Here is an 18,255-nt window from a genome sequence, read left to right on the forward strand (position 1 = left end):
TAGCTTAAGGGCAGATGTGACAATTGTGCTAATAAGTCCGCCCTTAGGGGTGCATATAAAATAAAGGTTATGCACGTGTGGGGAGCTGCAGGAATCGGTGCACCAGGTCCCGGTACGCCCGCACTGTCAGCGCCAAATCCTCCAAGTACAGGTGCTCGTCGTGCGCGTGCAGCTGCCCGTTTGCCCCGGCCAGGTCCCGCCCGCGCGCGTGCAGCGCGAAGCCGTACCCCACCCCGCCGAGCCGGCGTGCGAAACGCAGATCCGAGCCGCCGGTGGCGCACACCGGCACTACCTTCGCCGACGGGGCGAGCTCGGCGTACGTATCGACGATGGCCGCCCACAGCCTCCCCGACGCCGGGGACACCGACCCTGGCTCAGAGAGCAGCCGCTCGATGCGCACCTCCCCGGCCATATCTCCCAGCGCGGCGACGAGCAGCGCGTCCACCTCGTCCTGCGACGTCGACGGCGTCGGCCGGATGTCCATCTCCAGGTAGGCGCTCGACGGCAGTACGTTGATCGCCCCACCGGCGCGCAGCACCGTCTGCGCGATGGTGGTGTGGGAAAACGCGTGCGCGTAGGCGGCGAGGTCCCCGAATACCGCGTAGTCACCCGTGCCGTCGATGAGCGCGTGAGTGGTGTCCTCGTCGAAGGCACACGCCTCCACGAAGCTGCGCCACAGCTCATCGACGCTTGTCGGTACCTCGGCGGCGGCGATCCTTCTGGCCACCTCGCCGATCTTCGCCACCGCGGAGTCCTTGGCGAAGGGCGTAGATCCGTGGCCGGCGTCGCCGGTGACCCACAGGCGTCGCTGCGCCGCACCCTTTTCGCCCACGTTGACCACCACGGCGTCGCTGCCGTCGCGCACCGGCAGGTGAGACCCGCCCGTCTCCGAGAGGCAGTTGCGCCACGAGAACGCGTCCGGGGCGTGTTCGGCGACCCACTGCGCGCCCAGCCCGCCGCGCGCCTCCTCGTCCGCCAGGCCCACGAAGGTGAGCGTGCCGCGGGGGCGCTCGCCCGCCTGCGCCCGGCGGGCGACCTCGCGGGTCACCGCCGCCATCGTCGCCGTGATGAACAGCATGTCCACGCTGCCGCGGCCGTAGAGCTTGCCGTCGATGATCTCCGCGCCGAAGGGGTCGACGGTCCACTTCGTCTCATCGACCGGGACCACGTCGGTGTGCCCGAGCAGCGTGAGTGGTTCCGCGTCCGGGTCGGAACCTTCCACGGTGAACGCGATGGACACCCGGCCCGGGTGCGGCTCGAAGCGCTGCACCGTCGCGCCCGCGCCGTCGAAGAAGCGCTCAAGCGTATCCGCGTTGCGCACCTCATTGCCGGAGTCGGGGACGAACTCGTTGACGCAGGCGTTGCGGATGAGGTCTTGCAGGAGGGCGAGGGTGTCATCGTAGAGCGTTGGCATGGCCGCCATGGTAGGCGGCGACACAACAATTAAAAACGCTCTTATCGGTGCCGTGGGGGTGGTTTAATTGGTGAGGATATTTCCAAAATAAATCCCAGGAGAGTGGCCCATGTCCTCTAATACCCCTGCCATCCACCCCGTGACCTCGCTCGCGCCGGGCACCGGACACCGCGTACCGCCCCGGTCCTACCTGCGCACCGACGCCGACGTCCTGAGCCTCAACGGGCAGTGGAAATTCAAACTCGGCCCCACCGCCGCCGGCCCGGACGCCGACGCCCCGTGGGAGACCATCGAGGTGCCCTCCCACTGGGTGCTCGCCGCCGACGATCGCTACGGCCAGCCCTGGTACACCAACATCGAATACCCCTTCCCCGTGGACCCGCCCTTCGTCCCCGACGACAATCCCACCGCCGACTACCAGCGCAGCTTCCCCTTCTCCCCGCGTCCGGGGCACCGCTACTACCTGCGCACCCAGGGCATCGAGTCACTGGCCATCATCCGGCTCAACGACGCTGAGGTGGGCACCGTCGCCGGCTCTCGCCTCGCCCAGGAGCTCGACATCACCGAGCACCTGCGCGAAGGCGACAACATCCTCGACATTCGCGTTCACCAGTGGAGCGCCCACACCTACCTGGAGGACCAGGATCAGTGGTGGCTGCCGGGCATCTTCCGGGACGTGGAGATCCTCACCCGGCCCGACGGCGGCATCGAAGACGTGTGGGTGCGCGCGGACTTCGACCTCGTCACCGGCCACGGCATCCTCGACGTGGAGCTGCGCACCGAGAACTTCCCCGTCACGCTGAGCGTCCCGGAGCTCGGCGTCACCGAGGAGATAGACGCCCCCACCGCGCGCATCGAGGTCGGTAAGGTGCAGCCCTGGAGCGCCGACGTGCCCCGGCTTTACGACGTCACCCTCGCCAACTCGGCGGAAACGATCACCCTGCGCACCGGCTTCCGCCGCGTGGAGATCCGCGGCGCTCAGTGGCTGGTCAACGGTAAGAAACTGCGCCTGCGCGGGGTGAACCGGCACGAGTTCCACCCCGAGAAGGGCCGCGTGTTCGACGCCGCCGACGCCCGCGCCGGCCTGTGCCTGATGAAGCGCGCCAACATCAACGCCATCCGCTTCTCCCACTACCCGCCGCATCCCGAGCTCGTGGCCATGTGCGACGAGCTCGGCTTCTGGGTCATCGACGAGTGCGACCTGGAAACCCACGGCTTCTGGCTCTGCGACTGGCGCGACAACCCCTCGGACGACCCCCGCTGGCGCGACGCCTACCTGGACCGCGTGGAGCGCTTCGTCGAGCGGGATAAGAATCATCCCTGCATCATCGCCTGGTCGCTGGGCAACGAGTCCGGCACCGGGGCCAACCTCGCCGCGATGAGCGCGTGGATCCACGCCCGCGACCCGCACCGCCCCGTCCACTACGAAGGCGACCACGAAGGCTCCTACACGGACATCGTCTCGCGGATGTACCTGCCCATCGAGGGCATGGAGGACCTGAGCCAGGGCGTCGGGCCGCGCAGCCCCGAGCACCTGGAGTCCGCCGGGCGCTACGCCGCCCTCGCCCAGCGCCCCATGATCCAGTGCGAGTACGCCCACGCCATGGGTAACGGCCCCGGCGCGCTGCGCGAGTACGAGGCCGCCTTTTCGACCCTGCCGCAGTGGCACGGCGGTTTCGTGTGGGAGTGGCGCGACCACGGCCTCGCCCGCGGGGACTTCTACGCCTACGGGTCCGACTTTGACCAGGACTTCTCCGACGGCAGCTTCGTCTGCGACGGCTTGGTGCTCTCCGACGGCACCCCCTCGCCGGGCCTGCACGACCTCGCGGCCATCATCACGCCCATCCCGCTCGAGATCCACCAGCGCCAGCTGACCGTGACCAACCTCCGCCACGACGGGGACACCTCCGACCTGGTTTTCAACGCTGACGGCCTTCCGTTCGACGTCCCGGTCCTGCTCCCGGGCGAGTCGGCCGTCGTCGAGCTGCCTGGGGGCCGGTGGTCTCCCGTGGTTACCGTGGAACTCAAGGAAGACACCGCGTGGGCGCCAGCCGGGCACGTGCTCACCACCGCGCAGGAGCTGGCCGAGGAGCAACCCTCCCCGGTCCCCCGCGGCGCCGAACCCTTGAGTACTGCCACCGCCGCCCGCATCGACGCCGACGGCTTGCTCGCGAGCGCCACCCTCGCCGGCCCACGGCTCACCCTGTATCGAGCACCCACCGAGAACGATCGACTCTCCGGCTTCGGCACCTACCTGGAGGGCAGCGTCGAGGCCACCCGCGGCGCCGGGGTGCCCGGCCCGAGCAACGCCGAACGCTGGCACGCCCAGCGCCTGCATCTGCTGCGTCGCCGGGTCCTGTCCGTCACCCGCACGGACACCGAGATCCTGGCCGTGCACCGCTACGCCCCGCCGTCCAGCGACGCCTGGGTGGACGTCACCCTGCGCTGGCGCGAGGTAGACGGGCAGCTACTGCTCGACGCAGCGGCCGTGCCCAACAGCCGGTGGAAGGACATCTGGGCCCGGTTAGGCCTGGAGTTCACGTTGCCGAATACCGGCCCGCTTCCCGTGCGGTGGTACGGCACCGGGCCGGGGGAGAACTACCCGGACGCGTGCGCGGCGGCGTTCGTCGACGAGTTTGCGGGAGAAGCCAGCGGCCTCATCACCGACTACGCGGTGCCGCAGGAATCCGGCCACCGCGCGGACCTGCGCCGACTCACCCTGCCGGATGTGGAGCTCACCACCTACGGCCCGCGTCCCGGCTTTAGCCTCCGCGCCCACGACGAGCGGACAGTGGCCGCCGCCCGGCACTCCAGCGAGCTGCCCGAGTCCGACACGTGGCACCTCGTGCTCGACGTCGCCCAGCACGGCATCGGCACCCGCTCCTGCGGGCCCGACGTCCTGCCCGCCTACCACCTGCGGCCGCGCTCCGGCGAGTGGCACCTCGGACTGCGCCTCTAAGACCTTTTGTCCCTGATAATGATAAGGAGAATGCTGTGACCGCCCCCAGTCCTGAGCTGAGCAGTCGCGACCGGAAGTACCTCAGGTGGTACAACATCGTCGGCTACGGAACCGGTGACATCGCCGGCAACGTGGTCTACGCGCTGCTCGCCGCGTTCCTCATGATCTTCCTCACCGACGAGATGGGCATGAACCCCGGCATCGTCGGCACACTCATGCTGCTGAGCAAGATCTTCGACGGCGCCAGCGACATAGTCTTCGGCGCCCTCATGGACCGCACCCGTTCCCGCTGGGGCAAGGCCCGGCCGTGGATGCTTTTCGCCTTCTTCGGCTGCGGGCTGACGCTTATCGGCATCTTCGCCATCCCGCCGTCGTTGGGGGCGACCGCGCAGTACGCGTGGTTCTTCATCTGCTACACGCTGCTCAACGCGGTGTTCTACACGGCGAACAACATCGCCTACTCGGCGCTGACCGCCCTGGTCACCCGCAACGCCGACGAGCGCGTGCAGATGGGATCCGCCCGCTTCATCTTCGCCTTCGCCACCAACATGACCATCCAGTACGTGACGCTGAAGTTCGTCGCCGCCCTGGGTGGCGGCCCGGAGGCGTGGCGCAACGCGGCCATCGTCTACGTCATCATCGGCATCATCACCAACACGCTGGCCGTCTTCAGCGTCCGCGAGTTGCCCGAGGAGGAGCTGCCCGACGACGACGGCGCCACCGCCACCGACCCGGTTCCGCTGGGCGAGGGGATTGCGCTGCTGGTGCGTAACAAGTACTACCTGCTCATCCTTTTCCTGTACCTGACGAACCACTTCTACAACGCGTTCATCGGCACCGGCGTCTACTTCATGACGTACATCATGGGCGACGCGGACCTCTTGGCCCAGTTCGGCGTCATGCTTAACTTCCCGCCCATCGTCGCCTTGTTCCTCACCCCGATCCTGGTGACCAAGCTGGGCATGTACCGCCTCAACCTCGGTGCGTTCGCCATCGCCGTGCTCGGCCGAGGGATCGTTATCTACGGCGGCCTGCAGGCGGACCTTACTCTCATGCTCGTTGGCACGATCATCGGCTCCTTCGGCAGCAGCCCCATCAACGGCACGCTCAACGCGCTCATCGCCGAGGCGAGCGACCACACGTATCTCAAGAGCGGCAAGCGCATCGAGGGCCTCATGTACTCCTGCACCTCCTTGGGCGTGAAGCTCGGCGGCGGCCTCGGCACCGCCATGACGGGGTGGCTGCTGCAGTGGTCCGGCTACGACGGCACCGCGCAGACGCAAAAGGACGCCGCCTTGGCCATGATCTCTACGATGTACCTGTGGATTCCTTTCGTGCTCATGTGCATCATCACGATCCTCGTGTTCTTCCTGGACGTGGAGCGGGTCAACGAGAAGCTGCGCCACCAACGACTGATGTAACCCTGGCCACGGCCGACGACACCCGCGACGCCTTCGCCCGCGCCCGCACGGCGCAGGCGGCGTGGCGCGAGTGGCCCGTCGAGCAGCGACGGGCGGTGTTCCTGCGCTACCACGACCTGCTGCTTCGGCGTCAGGATGAGGTCATGGACCTCATCCAGGAGGAGTCCGGCAAGAACCGCCTCAGCGCCCACGAGGAGGTCCTCGATTCGGCGATGACCGCCCGGCACTACGCCAACCGGGCCCGCGCACTGCTTAAGCCGCGCCGGGTCACCGCCACCCTCCCCGGGATCACGCGGGTGTGGGTGCAGCGCGAGCCGGTCGGCGTGGTGGGCATCATCGCGCCGTGGAACTACCCGCTGACCATGGCCGGCTCCGACGCCTTCGCCGCGCTCATGGCCGGCAACGCCGTGGTACTCAAGCCTGCCAGCCACACCCCGCGCACGGCGCTGCTGCTCGCCGAGCTGCTCGGCGAGGCCGGCCTGCCGGAGGATGTGTTTAGTGTGCTGCCGGGCCGCGGCGACGAGGTGGGCGCGGTCATCGTCGAGCACTGCGACTACCTCATGTTCACCGGTTCCACCGCCACCGGCCGCGAGCTGGCAGCCCAGGCTGGGCGTCGGCTCATCGGCTTCTCCGCGGAGCTGGGCGGCAAGAACGCCATGATCGTCGCCGACGACGCCGACATCGCCAAGGCCGCCCGCGGCGCGCTCAATGCCTGTTTCTCCAACGCCGGCCAGCTGTGCATTTCCATCGAACGCATCTACGTCCACGAGTCGGTGGCCGAGGAGTTCACCGCCGAATTTGTGCGCCACGTCAACGCCATGACGGTCGGCCCCGGCCGCGGCTGGGAGGTGGACATGGGCTCGCTCATCTCCGAGGAGCACGCTCAGCGAGTATCCGAGCTGGTCGACGACGCCGTGCGCGAAGGTGCCACCGTGCTCACCGGGGCGACGAGCCTGGGCGGGCGCTTCTACGCGCCCACCGTCCTCGCCGACGTCCCACCGCAGGCGCGGCTGTACCGCGAGGAGGTGTTCGGGCCGGTGGTGTACGTGGAGACGGTCGCCAGCAACGACGACGCCGTCCGCCGCGCTAACGATACTGACTATGGCCTCAACGCCAGCGTGTGGGCCGCCCCCGCCACCGGTCGGGCGTTGGCGAGCCTGCTGCACGCCGGCACCGTCAACATCAACGAGGGCTACGCGGCGGCGTGGATTTCCTTGCACGCCCCGATGGGTGGGTGGAAGCAGTCCGGCGTCGGCCGGCGCCACGGGGACCAGGGGTTACTGAAGTTTACGGAGGCGCGCACCGTCGCCGAGCAGCGGTTCATGCCGGTCGCCGGGCCGTCGCAGCTGTCGCGCGCCCGCTACGCCGAGGTGCTGGCGAAGGCGCTCCGGCTGGGCAAGGGTCTGCTTCCTTAGGCGGGCCTAGCCGTTAGAGTGGGGGCATGAAGCTGTGCGCTGACCCCCGGGGGGCCGTCGACGCCCTCATCGAGCTCTACGACCAGGCCTGCGAGACGGCACGTCGCTGCATCGCCGCCGGCTCTTTCGACGACTACGCCGAGGTGGTGTACCCCAAGCTCACCGTCGATGTGTTGCAGTGGCGCCCCATCGACCGCACGGAACCCTTCGGCTACGTGGACAAGCCCGGGCGCTACGCCTCCGCGGTGTCGCGCCCGGGCATGATGCGCGCCTACCTTATGAACCAGCTGGCCCGGCTGGTGGAGAACTACCCCTGCGACATATATGTGGGGGCGTCGGATATCCCCATCCCGCCGGAGTACATTGCCGGGATCGGCGACGTGTCGGAGGCCCGGCGCGCCGCGGCCGGCGCGGACCTGCCTCGGCCCACACTCGACGACGTGCACGACGCCATCGTCGACGGCGACTGGGACGCCTTCCACGGCGACGAGGCCCCGCTGCTGCACTTCGGGCCGCAGCGTTTCGATATCGCCTGCGCGCGCGTCGCCCATTACACCGGCATCGATATGTCCAGCTGCCAGCGCTACATCCTGTTCACCAACTACGCCATGCACACCACCGAGTTCGTGAAGTTTGCCCTGGCGCAGCTGAAGGACCCCGCCTCGCGCTACACCGGGCTGCGGCTTCCCGTCGGCGAGGCGCTGACCTCGGAGAGCCAGGCGGACATCGAGGACCTCACCCTGGAGTCGCCCTATCAGATGCCCCGCTATGACCTGTGCACCCCCGAGGGCGACGGCATCACGATGATTAACATCGGCGTCGGCCCGTCGAACGCGAAGACCATCACCGATTCCCTGGCGGTGCTGCGCCCGGAGGCGTGGATCATGATCGGCCACTGCGCCGGGCTCGACGGCCGCATGCGCATCGGCGACCTCATCCTCGGCAACGCCTACCAGCGTTACGATCACATCCTCGACGAGCATGTGCCCTACAACATCCCCATCCCCGCGATCCCCGAGGTGCAGCGTGCCCTGGAGAAGGCGGTGGAGTCCATCCACGGCGACTCCAAAGAGATCATGCGCACCGGCACCGTCATTTCCACCGACGACCGGAACTGGGAGTGGCGCACCCCGAAGGACCTGTGGCACTGGCTGCGCGGCTCGACGGCCGTCGCCGTGGACATGGAGTCCTGCACCCTGGCCGCGAACGGCTATCGTTATCGAGTGCCTTATGGGACGCTGCTGTCGGTTTCTGACCTGCCGTTGCACGCGGTGCCGAAGCTTCCCGCCCAGGCGCAAGCCTTTTATCAGTCCAGTAAAGAGGCGCACATGATGTGCGCGGTTCGCGCCATGGAGCAGTTGGCCTCCAACCCGGCGAAGCTGCGCACCCGCAAGCTGCGCCACACGATCGCGGAGGTCCCGTTCAGGTGATTCCGGTCATTATTGACAACGACACGGCGCAGGATGATTGCGTCACCATCCTCGAAGGCCTGCTCGACCCGGCCTGTGACCTGCGGGCCATCACCATGGTGGCCGGTAACGTCGGCTTCGAGCGGCAGGTGGAGAACGCGGCGATGACCGTCGCCGTCGCCGGCAAGCTCGGCGAGGTACCCATCCACCTGGGGGCGTCGAAGCCGCTGACCCGCGAGTGGGAGGGCGCCGAGGACGTTCACGGCGACGGCTCCGGCGGGCTCCACATGGACATTCCGGAGGGCCTCGTCTCCGAGGTCGGGGCCGTCGACGCGCTGTGCGCCGCCGTCGCCGCCGAGCCCGGCGTCATCTCCATCGTGGCCATCGGGCCGCTGACCAACATCGCCCTGGCGGTGCAGCAGGACCCGGACTTCGCCGTCAACGTCAAGTCCCTCTACGTCATGGGTGGGTCCAACAATGGCCGCGGCAACATCACCCCCGCCGCCGAGTTCAACTTCTACGTGGACCCGGAGGCCGCCCAGATCGTGCTCGACGCCGGCTTCGCCGATCTGCGCATTCTCACCTGGGACCCGGTGACCCTGCGCGACGTCACCTTCCCGCGCCCGCGCTACGACGAGCTCTGCCAGCTCGGCACCCCGCTGTCGCGCTTCTTCAAGCACGTGTGCGACGCCACCATCGACTACGACGAGTCCGTCGGCGTCAACGGCTCCACCCACCCGGACTCCGCCACCCTGGCTTGCCTGCTGCACCCGGAGCTGGTGCTGGAACAGGCCCGCTACCGGGTGGACGTGGAATGCGCCTCGGATCTCACCCGCGGCTACTCCGTCATGGCGTGGGACAAGTTCGATTGCGCACCCAACGCCACCGTCTTCGAGCGCGTCGACGGCGAGGCGTACTATGCGCGGCTCAAGGCTCTGCTGGCCACCCCGACCACGCCCAGCGTCGAGCTGTTTTAACGCACCAGCAGCTGCGGTCCTTGCTCGCGCAGCTGCGCCACGGAGGTCACGCCCAGCAGCTGCATGGCGTTGAGGATTTCCTTGCCCAGGATCTCCAGGTAGCGAGCGACGCCCTGCTGCCCGCCGGCCATGAGCGCGTACATGTAGCCGCGGCCGACGAATGCCATATCGGCGCCGGCGGCGATGGCGGTGACGACGTCCGTGCCGGAACGCACCCCGGAATCGAGCAGCAGCGGGAACTCGTCGCCGACCGCGGCCCGCACGGCGCTCACGGTGTCGATGGGGGCCACGGCCCGGTCTAGCTGTCGCCCGCCGTGGTTGGACAACCACACGCCGTCGGCGCCGGCGTCGCGGAAGCGCACCGCGTCCTGCGGGGACACCACGCCTTTGATGACGATGGGCCCGTCGAAGTACTCGCGCAGCACCTCAAGGTCGGCGATGTCCAGCGCCGGGTCAAACATGGAGGCGACGATCTCGTGGATGGTGGCGTCCTGCTTGACGAAGTTCGCCATGGCCGGGGCGTCGGTGGAGATGAGGTCCAGCGCCCAGCGCGGGTGCAGCGCGGACTGCAGTGTCGAGGACGCGGTGAGCTTCGGTGGGATGGACAGCTTGTTGCGTTCGTCGCGGTAGCGCCGCCCGGACACGCGCGTGTCCACGGTGACCACGAGGACGTCGTAGCCGGCCTGGCGGGCGCGGCTGACGAGTTCAAAGGAGGCGTCGCGGTCCTTGCGCATGTACAGCTGGAACCACTTCGACGCCTCCGGGGCGGCCGACGCCACCGCCTCGATGGAGCGGGTTCCCATGGTGGACAGGCCGAAGGGCACGCCCGCGGCCGCGGCGGCGCGCACGCCGGCGTCCTCGCCTTCTTTGCGCATGAGGCTGGTCAACCCGATTGGGCTGATGCCCACCGGCAGCTCGTAGTCCCGGCCGAACACCGTCGTCGCAGCGGAGGCGCCCGCGGTGGAGCCGGTGGTCTGGTGCACCAGCCGGGTGCGGGCGAAGGCCTCCACGTTGCCGGCGACGGCGCGCTCCGTGCCGGCCCCGCCCTCGACGTAGTCGAAGACGAAGCGGGGGGTGCGTCGGCGGGCGAGGCGGTACAGGTCGTCAAAGTTCTGCGCAGCGGCTACCTGCCGGGATTCGGAGGGAAGCTGCGGGAGTTCGAACTCAAGCAGGTCAACGAAGGACTTAATGCGCTGGCGAATCATGGTTGTCAAGGCTACTCGCGGTGGTCTACGCGCGGTCCCCACAGCACGCCCGCCGTACTGAGCAGGCAGGTGCCCACCACGAACGCGACGACGTAGGTGGCGGCCCCGCCCGCGGCGGCGACCAGGGCCGTGGCGATGAGCGGGGTGGGCCCGGCAATGAGCGCGCCGTTGAGCTCGCGGGACAGGGCCACACCCGTGTAACGGTGGGCGGTGGGGAACAGCGACGGGATGAAGGTGGACGTGGCGGCGCTGGTCGACGCCAGGGGGATCGCCGCCAGCAGGACGAGGCCGGCGGTGGCCGCCGCCCAGCTGCCGGTGGAGAGCAGGGCGAAGATCGGCCAGGCCAGGACCGCGCCGGTGAGGGTGCCGACAAGCACCACCGGCCGGGCGCCGTACCGGTCCGTGGCCAGGCCCGCGACCCAGGGGCTGAAGACGGCGACGGCGCTGGCTATCGTCACGGCGGTCAATGCCTCGGTTCGGGTCAGGCCGACGGTGAGCGTCAGGTAGCTCAGCGCGAAGGCGGAGAGGACGTAGTTCGTGACATTGTGGCTGCTCACGGACAAAAATGCGGCCAGGACCTCGCGCGGGGAGCGGCGCAGCACCTCGCCGACGGGCACGCGGGCGGCCTGCTGACCGGCGCGTCGACGCGCCACCGCCTGGCGGTATTCGGGGGTTTCCTCCAGGCGGTTTCGGATGAACAGCGCGAGGAAGAACAAGGCGATGGAGACAAGGAACGGCACCCGCCACGCCCACGTGGTGAGCGCGTCGCCCGCCAGGCTGGAGGTGAGCGTGAAGGCGATCGTCGCGAGCAGCGCGCCGCCGGGCGCGCCGGAGGTGATGATGCTGATGAACAGGCCCCGGCGCTGCGGCGGGGCGTATTCAAACCCGAGGGTGAGGGCGCCGGCCAGTTCGGCCCCGGCGCCGAAGCCCTGCACGAAGCGCAGGAGGATGAGCAGCAGCGGAGCGGCCATGCCGATTGTTTCCGCGGTAGGCAGCACGCCGATGCCGACGGTGGCCACGCCCATGAGCAGCACGGAGAGCAGCATCGCCGGCTTGCGGCCGTAGCGGTCACCGATGTGGGAGATGACGAGCCCGCCGAAGGGGCGGACGACGAACCCGACCGCGAAGGTGGCGAAGGAGAGCAGCGCCGCGGAGGTGGGGATGGCATCGGGGAAGAACAGTGGGCCGATGACCAGGCCGGCGGCGGCGCCGTAGAGGGCGTAGTCGTACCACTCGATGAGGGTGCCTAGGTAGGCGGCCAGCAGGGCGCGGCGGGCGGCGGGGCGCATGGTACCTCCAATCGGGCAGGGTGTCCCACCCATTAAAACATGTGACCATCAAGTGAGACACGCTACCGTGGTGCTATGCGCATCATTTCCTTCAACGGCCACACTCCCACCATCGCGCCCAGCGCCTTCATCGCGCCGGGTGCGGTGCTCATCGGCGACGTCCACGTCGGCGAGAACGCCTCGGTGTTCTACAACTGCGTGCTGCGCGGCGACATCAACCGCATCGAGATCGGCGCCCGGAGCAACGTCCAGGACGGCACGGTCATGCACGTCGAGCGCGACGCCCCGTGCATCCTCGGCGAGGATGTCACCGTCGGCCACCAGGCACTCGTTCACGGGGCCACCGTTCACGACGGCGCCCTCATCGGCATGGGGTCTCGGGTGCTGTCCCGGGCCGTCGTGGGACGCGGGGCTCTCGTGGCTGCCGGCGCGGTGGTGCTGGAGGGCTTCGAGGTCCCGGAGAAAACACTGGTGGCCGGCGTGCCGGCGAAGGTTCGGCGGAACTTGAGCGACGAGGAGTCTTTGGCCTTCATCCCCCATGCGGCGCGCTACGTGGAGGTCGCGGCCGAGCATCGTCGGGTGGTGGGGGAGTAGACCCCTTGCGGACGCCTCCGCCAGTAGGTTAGGCTGCCCTTAATGTAACGACTCGCGGAGGATCCATGACCGTCCACACCTACGCCCACCACCTCGCTTCCCGCATGCTCGCCGGCGACGGCCTGCTGTCCGTCACGGCCTACCGGGTTGACCCGCTCAACACCATGACCTGCTTGTGGCACGGGATGGACAGGACGGGGTCGGTGATCGTTCACTTCGATACCGAGGACGTCTCCGATATTCTCCACGACGACGTTGAGGTCCGCGTCGACGTCGTCAAGAGCTCCCTGGAGGTCTCCGAAGACATCACCGTCGCCAGTCTGCACAGCCTGGGCCGGCTGGAGTGGTTGAGCGTCGACGAGTACACCGCCGTCGCCTGCATTCGCCTCGACAGTGCCCACGTGCACTGGCCGGGCGGCGTCGAGCAGCTCCTCCCGGCGGACATCGACCCGACGGTCACCCTCGTCGACGAGATCGCGGTGGCCGACGAGCTGTACCGCATCGGCCTGGCCAACCTCGTAGCGGTGAGTGAGCACATCGCCCACCAGCCGGGGGTACATAGCAACAACGCCGGGCCCGCACTGGTCTGGCTAGCAGACGCGTGCGAACTCGGCGCGTTGTTGGTGTTGGCGGACGGCCCGGACGTGACCACACTCTTCACGCCCACCGCCGCAATCCAGGACGTGGCCCGGACGTTGGCAAACGCTTAACGAGCAGCGTAGGTGACGCAGTCGCCGGCCTCGGACAGCTCGACGTTAGCGCTCTGGCACATGAGGTTGGTGTTGTGGGCGCAATCGACGCGGTGGCAAGCGCCCACGCGACCCTCGGCGTTCTCCAAGCCGGCCCGCAGGTCCAGGCCGGACTTGGTCTGACAGTTGGAGGCGGCGTCGACGGTGATAGCGCCGGCGGTGCAGCCGGAGTTGTTGAAGGCGCAGGAGGTAGAGGCGCAGGAAGAAATCAGGGTGAGCATGGCGGGTCTCCTAGGAAAGGACTGGGTTGATCTCGTTGGTCATACATGAGAATAAGACCGCCCAAAGAGCCCCGCAAGCAAGTTTGGCTTTACTTATCACCCCAGGTTATCGGCAACATTTCTGTTACGAAAAAGGGTTTTCGCGGTAAAGCTCACGCAGTGCCAACCCATCGGGACCGGAGATTGCCGGGATCCCATCGCGGCCTGAACTCAAGGGTCCGGTCAGCGAAGCCGCAGTACCGTGGGACAAAATGTGCTCCTTCGGCGTGAGCTCCCGGATGGCTACGCCGGCGACGGCGTCGGGGTGCTCGGTGATGAGATCCGAGTACGTCAGCGGGTCGTGCTGGCCGTTATCGCCCACGAGGACCCAGCGAATCTGCGGAAACTCGATGATGAGATTGCGCAGCTGCACCTTTTTGTGGGTGGTGCCGGAGCGGAATAACCCCGTCGGAGTGGGGCCCCAGTCGGTGAGCAGCAGCGGACCGCGGGGCAGTTTGTGCTCGTCGATAAAGCGCACGAGCGTGTCGTAGGTGTTCCACGCCCCCGTGGACAGGTAAAAAACCGGCGCCGTCGGGTGCTCGCGGAGGAGCTCGTCATAAAACTCCTTCATCCCCGTCACCGGTTGGCGGGCGCTGGTACGCCGCACCCACGAGTTGTACGCGGCGTGCGCGGCGCGCGGCAGGTTAGTGACCATAATCGTGTCGTCCACGTCGGAGACGATGCCGATGCTCTCCTCCGGGGACACGATGACCACCTCAGCCACCGCGTCGTCGGCGCCCTCCGCGCTCACGGTGACCTCGTGCCACCCCGGCTCTAGGCCGTGATCGGGCACCAAGATGTCGAAGTAGCCGTTCGAGTTAGTGTGGGTTTCCACGACCTGCTCGCCGACGCGCACCTGCACCGGGTGGTTGCCGACCTGGATGGTGAAGAACTGCCGGTAGCCGCGCTGCGCCTCGTAGGCCACCGTGCGTACCTGCCCGGTGGCGGTACGGGACTCATCGGGGTCGTGCTCGGGGTCGCCCATGAGGACCCGGCCAATGACGTGGAGGCGGTTCGGCGAACCGTAGCCGCAGTACGTATGGATTTCGGGAACCCATCCGGCGGCCTTCTTGCGGCGAACCCCCAAGCTGTTAATTGCGTGTTCTGTATGTCGGACGATGTCGGAAAAACCCATGCATTTAAGGATACGTGGGAATAAGGTGGAGCGGATCCTGTAAAACGCGCTCCAGGGCGACGGCGCGGGCGATGGCCAGCACGATCTCTCGGTGGGTGGGGATCAGGCGCAGTTCGACGTCGTCGTCGCCGCTGCCGAGCTGCGAGCGCACGGTACGCGCGAAGATCCCCGGGGCGTGCGGATCCTCCAGGAAGGCCGACCCGGCGACGACGACCGTCGAGGGCCGCTGCTCGGCGATGAACTCCGCGGCGAGCTCGCCCAGCGCCTGGGCGCGGCGGTCGAGCAGCGCCCGGGAGGCGTCGGTGTGCTGCGCAACAAGTTCCGCGAGGCTGCGCGCCGTGGTCCCGGTGAGCAGGCCGTACGTGGGCAGGATGGAGTCCTCGTCGAGGGTGACGTCGAGCTGGCGCACTCCCGATCCCGTGGACACTGCGGCGCCGATGGAATCGTCCGCGAAGAAGGCCATCGTCGTGGTGGGGGCGTCGGCGAAGGTGACGTTGGTGTTCTGTAGCTCCGAGCCTAAGATCGCGGGCACGGCGGCCGCCACCGTCACCGGTACAGAGAACTGATAACGCAGTCGGGAGGCGATGTCGACGTCGCGCCAGCCGAGCGACGGCGCGTTGATAACCCCGGAATCGGTGACGTGCCCAGGGAAGGTGAAGCCCACGGACGTAAGCTGCCGGGCCAGGCCGGTGGTGAGCCGGTGCAGCCCGGCGATGTAGTGCTCAATGCCGTCGTCGTCGGTCATCCGGGCGGCCGGCAGGTTGAGGTCCAGTTTGCGCAGCGTGCGGCCGAAGGAATCGAAGAGCGCGATGTAGGTGGAATGGGTGCCGACGGCGATACCCGCGTGCATCGACGACGTGTCGCAGATTTGCAGCGGGATGGTGGGCCGGCCCCGCCCCTGAGAGCGGGTGAGGTCGCTGCGTTGGCGGATGAGTCCGGCCTGAAGCAGTGCCGTGACCGCGCGGGTGACCGTCGGCTGGGACAGCCCGGAGAGCTCCATGAGCTCGGCGCGCGTCATGAGCGGCTGGTGGCGCATGAGGTACAGGCACTTAGCCGCGGGTGTGGTCGGCAGGGCGAACGCGGGACCATACATGAGCGTCAGTATAAACCATTCGTAGACAATGCGGTCTACAGGGGCCGGTGTGAGCTGTCTATGGGGCGGGTGTAGTGCCAGAACGACGGCAACCTACTCACCGCCCACACCGTGCCCACCACCGCCGCAACCCCGCCGACGATCGTCGTCCAACCAGCCCCACCCCACTGCGCCGCCCACCCGTGGCCCATGTCCGCCACCTGCGGCCCGCCCACGACGATGATGACGTACACGCCCTGCACCCGGCCCATCATCGACTCCGTCGCCGACTGCTGGACAATGCTGTGGCGCAGCGCCGCCGAGAACATATCGGCCGCCCCCGCAGCCACCAGCATCGCAATGACCACCACCGGCCACCCGGCGAGCACACCGACGCCGGCCAGCGCGATCGTCGCACCCCACGCCACAATCGCGTACACCACCGCCCGGCCCTGCGCCGCCACCCGGGACAACCAGCCCGAAAACAGCCCCCCGAGCACCGCCCCCACCGCGATGGCGGAATAGAGCAGGGAGAGCATCATCGACGACCCGCCGAAGTGCACGTCCGCCATCTCCGGGTACAACGCCCGCGGCATGCCGAACACCATCGCGATAAGGTCCAGGCCCATCGCCGCCAGCAGGATCGGCTGCGTCAGCAGGTAGCTCAGCCCGGAGGCGATGCTGCGCAACCCCGCCCGCTGCGCGTGCCCACCAACCGGCGGCAGCGACGGCAGCGCCACGACGGCCAGCAAGGTGGGCAGCAGCAGGGCCGCGTCGATGGCGTACAACCACTGAAACCCCGTCACCGGGATCAACGCCCCGGCCACGAGGGGGCCGATAATCGCCCCGCCCTGCATGAGGATCATGTTGAGGCTCGTCGCCGCCGGCAGCTGCTCGAAGGGAACGAGCTGCCGGACCACCGCCGTGCGCGTCGGCTGATTCACCGCGAAGAACGCCTGCTGCAGGGCGTAGATCCCCAGTAGCCACCACACCGACGCCGCCCCCGAGGCCGTCACCGTCCAGAAGGCCGCTGCCGCCGCGATCATCCCCACCGTCGTGACCATGAGCACGGACCGCTTGTCGAATGCGTCCGCGATGGACCCGCCGTAGAGCCCGAAGATCACCAGCGGGACCACCCCAAACATGCCGGTCAGGCCCACGTAGCCGGAGGACTGCGTCAGCGCGTAGATCTGCGCCGGCACCGCCACCACCGAGATCTGGGCCCCCAGCTGGGTGAGGATGTTCGCCGACCACAGGCGCCGAAACGCCGGGACCTTGAGCGGCCGAGTATCTGCCAGCGCGTCGCGAAACCCCATGCCCGTGAAGGCTACCCGCTGGCGTGGCGATGCCACGACCCGAAATCGTCCGCCACCAGCGCCGCCAGCTCCAGGTAGGCCTGGTACGTCGGGGCGGTCATGCGCTCAAGATCCACCACCGAGCCCTCCGAAAGGTGCTGGTCGAAGGGGATCGCCTGCTGCGCGCGGGTCCGCGACTGGAAGAAACTCATGAGCCACCCGACGTCGATGGGCGTCTGCCCGGGCCGCGCCGAAGACACCACCACTACCGCGTTGGACGCCAGCTCCTCGTAGCCGTGCAGCGACAACCAATCCAGCGTCGCCGAAGCAGACTGGGCGCCGTCGAGCGCCGGCGAGGTCACCAACACCAACGTGTTGGCCAACGCCAGCACCCCCGACATCGCCGAGTGCATCAGCCCCGTCCCGCAGTCCGTGAGGATGATGTTGTAGTGATGCTGCAGGATGTCGATGGTGCGGCGGTAGTCCCGCTCCGAGAATGCCTCGCTGGCGGCCGGGTCGCGTTCGGAACCAATGACCTCCAGCCGCGACGGCGCCTGCGTCGTGTACGCCCTCACCTGCGGGTAGCGGGAGGTATCCGTCGCCGCCAGCAGGTCCCGCACCGTCGCCTCGCTCGTGGCGCCCGCGCGCTGGGCGAGGGTGCCGAAGTCCGGGTTCGCGTCAACGGCGATGACCCGGTCCCCGCGGACGTGCGCGAACACGGCCCCCAGCGCCAGCGTGGTGGTGGTTTTTCCCACCCCGCCCTTGAGACTCATCACGGCGATGCGGTAGTCGCCCCGAAGCGGTTGCCGCACCCGCTCCAGCAGTGCCGAACGTGCCCTGACCTGTGGCGAGTCGCCCGGATTAAGCCGACCTCCCGTCGCCCGGTGCAGCGCCCGGCGCCACCCAGACTGCGGCGCTGGGCGCACCGGCCGGATGATGGTGGACTGGTCCAACGCCGATTGCTCGGCATACACGTGTGACATGAGATATTCCCCCTGAATAAACCTCTAAGACTCCAGCCTAATCTGACCGACTCCTCGCCGCGATTTAAGTGGAGGCGC

General features: G+C 68.1%; 15 protein-coding genes. 7 read left to right on the forward strand and 8 right to left on the reverse strand.

Going from position 1 to position 18,255, the window contains the following annotated elements:
* Positions 1-67 precede the first annotated feature (67 nt).
* Positions 68-1,414, reverse strand: coding sequence for a M20/M25/M40 family metallo-hydrolase (locus CUTER_RS00260; RefSeq protein ID WP_144412212.1), 1,347 nt, complete (start codon positions 1,412-1,414; stop codon positions 68-70).
* 109 nt (positions 1,415-1,523) lie between these two features.
* On the opposite strand from CUTER_RS00260, the gene CUTER_RS00265 reads away from it, so the two are divergent.
* The 5 genes from CUTER_RS00265 to CUTER_RS00285 are packed head-to-tail and all read left to right on the forward strand — an operon-like array spanning position 1,524 to position 9,595.
* Entirely contained in the window at positions 1,524-4,373 is a 2,850-nt protein-coding gene (locus tag CUTER_RS00265) for a glycoside hydrolase family 2 TIM barrel-domain containing protein (RefSeq protein ID WP_052843950.1), read from the forward strand.
* 35 nt (positions 4,374-4,408) lie between these two features.
* On the forward strand, positions 4,409-5,794 hold the full coding sequence (locus CUTER_RS00270) for an MFS transporter (protein WP_047258743.1): 1,386 nt from the start codon (positions 4,409-4,411) through the stop codon (positions 5,792-5,794).
* On the forward strand, positions 5,695-7,209 hold the full coding sequence (locus CUTER_RS00275; protein ID WP_236684727.1) for a succinic semialdehyde dehydrogenase: 1,515 nt from the start codon (positions 5,695-5,697) through the stop codon (positions 7,207-7,209). Before CUTER_RS00270 ends, CUTER_RS00275 begins: the two co-directional genes overlap by 100 nt.
* A 26-nt stretch (positions 7,210-7,235) precedes the next feature.
* A complete protein-coding gene (amn, locus tag CUTER_RS00280) occupies positions 7,236-8,639 on the forward strand; it encodes an AMP nucleosidase (RefSeq protein ID WP_047258744.1) in 1,404 nt (467 codons plus the stop codon).
* Positions 8,636-9,595, forward strand: a complete 960-nt coding sequence (locus CUTER_RS00285; RefSeq protein WP_047258745.1) for a nucleoside hydrolase — start codon at positions 8,636-8,638, stop codon at positions 9,593-9,595. The genes amn and CUTER_RS00285 overlap by 4 nt, the downstream gene beginning before the upstream one ends.
* On the opposite strand, the gene CUTER_RS00290 is transcribed toward CUTER_RS00285, so the two are convergent.
* A complete protein-coding gene (locus CUTER_RS00290) occupies positions 9,592-10,800 on the reverse strand; it encodes an alpha-hydroxy acid oxidase (protein ID WP_052843951.1) in 1,209 nt (402 codons plus the stop codon). The two genes, CUTER_RS00285 and CUTER_RS00290, sit on opposite strands and share 4 nt — an antisense overlap.
* An 11-nt stretch (positions 10,801-10,811) precedes the next feature.
* Complete coding sequence (locus CUTER_RS00295; protein ID WP_158408102.1) at positions 10,812-12,089, reverse strand: MFS transporter; 1,278 nt, start codon at positions 12,087-12,089, stop codon at positions 10,812-10,814.
* 75 nt (positions 12,090-12,164) lie between these two features.
* Here CUTER_RS00295 and CUTER_RS00300 point away from each other — a divergent pair, with 75 nt between their 5' ends.
* Positions 12,165-12,683, forward strand: coding sequence for a gamma carbonic anhydrase family protein (locus tag CUTER_RS00300; protein ID WP_047258748.1), 519 nt, complete (start codon positions 12,165-12,167; stop codon positions 12,681-12,683).
* 65 nt (positions 12,684-12,748) lie between these two features.
* Positions 12,749-13,393, forward strand: a complete 645-nt coding sequence (locus CUTER_RS00305; protein WP_047258749.1) for a hypothetical protein — start codon at positions 12,749-12,751, stop codon at positions 13,391-13,393.
* Here the strand turns inward: CUTER_RS00305 and CUTER_RS00310 are convergent.
* From CUTER_RS00310 to CUTER_RS00330, 5 genes are all read right to left on the reverse strand, one after another.
* Positions 13,390-13,653, reverse strand: coding sequence for a hypothetical protein (locus CUTER_RS00310; protein ID WP_047258750.1), 264 nt, complete (start codon positions 13,651-13,653; stop codon positions 13,390-13,392). The two genes, CUTER_RS00305 and CUTER_RS00310, sit on opposite strands and share 4 nt — an antisense overlap.
* Before the next feature lie 124 nt (positions 13,654-13,777).
* Positions 13,778-14,827: an App1 family protein gene (locus CUTER_RS00315; protein WP_047258751.1), complete on the reverse strand. Its 1,050-nt coding sequence runs from the start codon at positions 14,825-14,827 to the stop codon at positions 13,778-13,780.
* Between the two features lie 4 nt (positions 14,828-14,831).
* Complete coding sequence (locus CUTER_RS00320; protein ID WP_047258752.1) at positions 14,832-15,920, reverse strand: ROK family protein; 1,089 nt, start codon at positions 15,918-15,920, stop codon at positions 14,832-14,834.
* A gap of 35 nt (positions 15,921-15,955) precedes the next feature.
* Positions 15,956-17,215 (reverse strand): MFS transporter, encoded by a 1,260-nt coding sequence (locus CUTER_RS00325; protein ID WP_047260462.1) that lies wholly within the window; start codon positions 17,213-17,215, stop codon positions 15,956-15,958.
* A gap of 11 nt (positions 17,216-17,226) precedes the next feature.
* Positions 17,227-18,177, reverse strand: coding sequence for a MinD/ParA family ATP-binding protein (locus CUTER_RS00330; protein WP_047258753.1), 951 nt, complete (start codon positions 18,175-18,177; stop codon positions 17,227-17,229).
* Positions 18,178-18,255 lie beyond the last annotated feature (78 nt).

The organism is Corynebacterium uterequi (genome assembly GCF_001021065.1).
Taxonomy (GTDB): domain Bacteria; phylum Actinomycetota; class Actinomycetes; order Mycobacteriales; family Mycobacteriaceae; genus Corynebacterium; species Corynebacterium uterequi.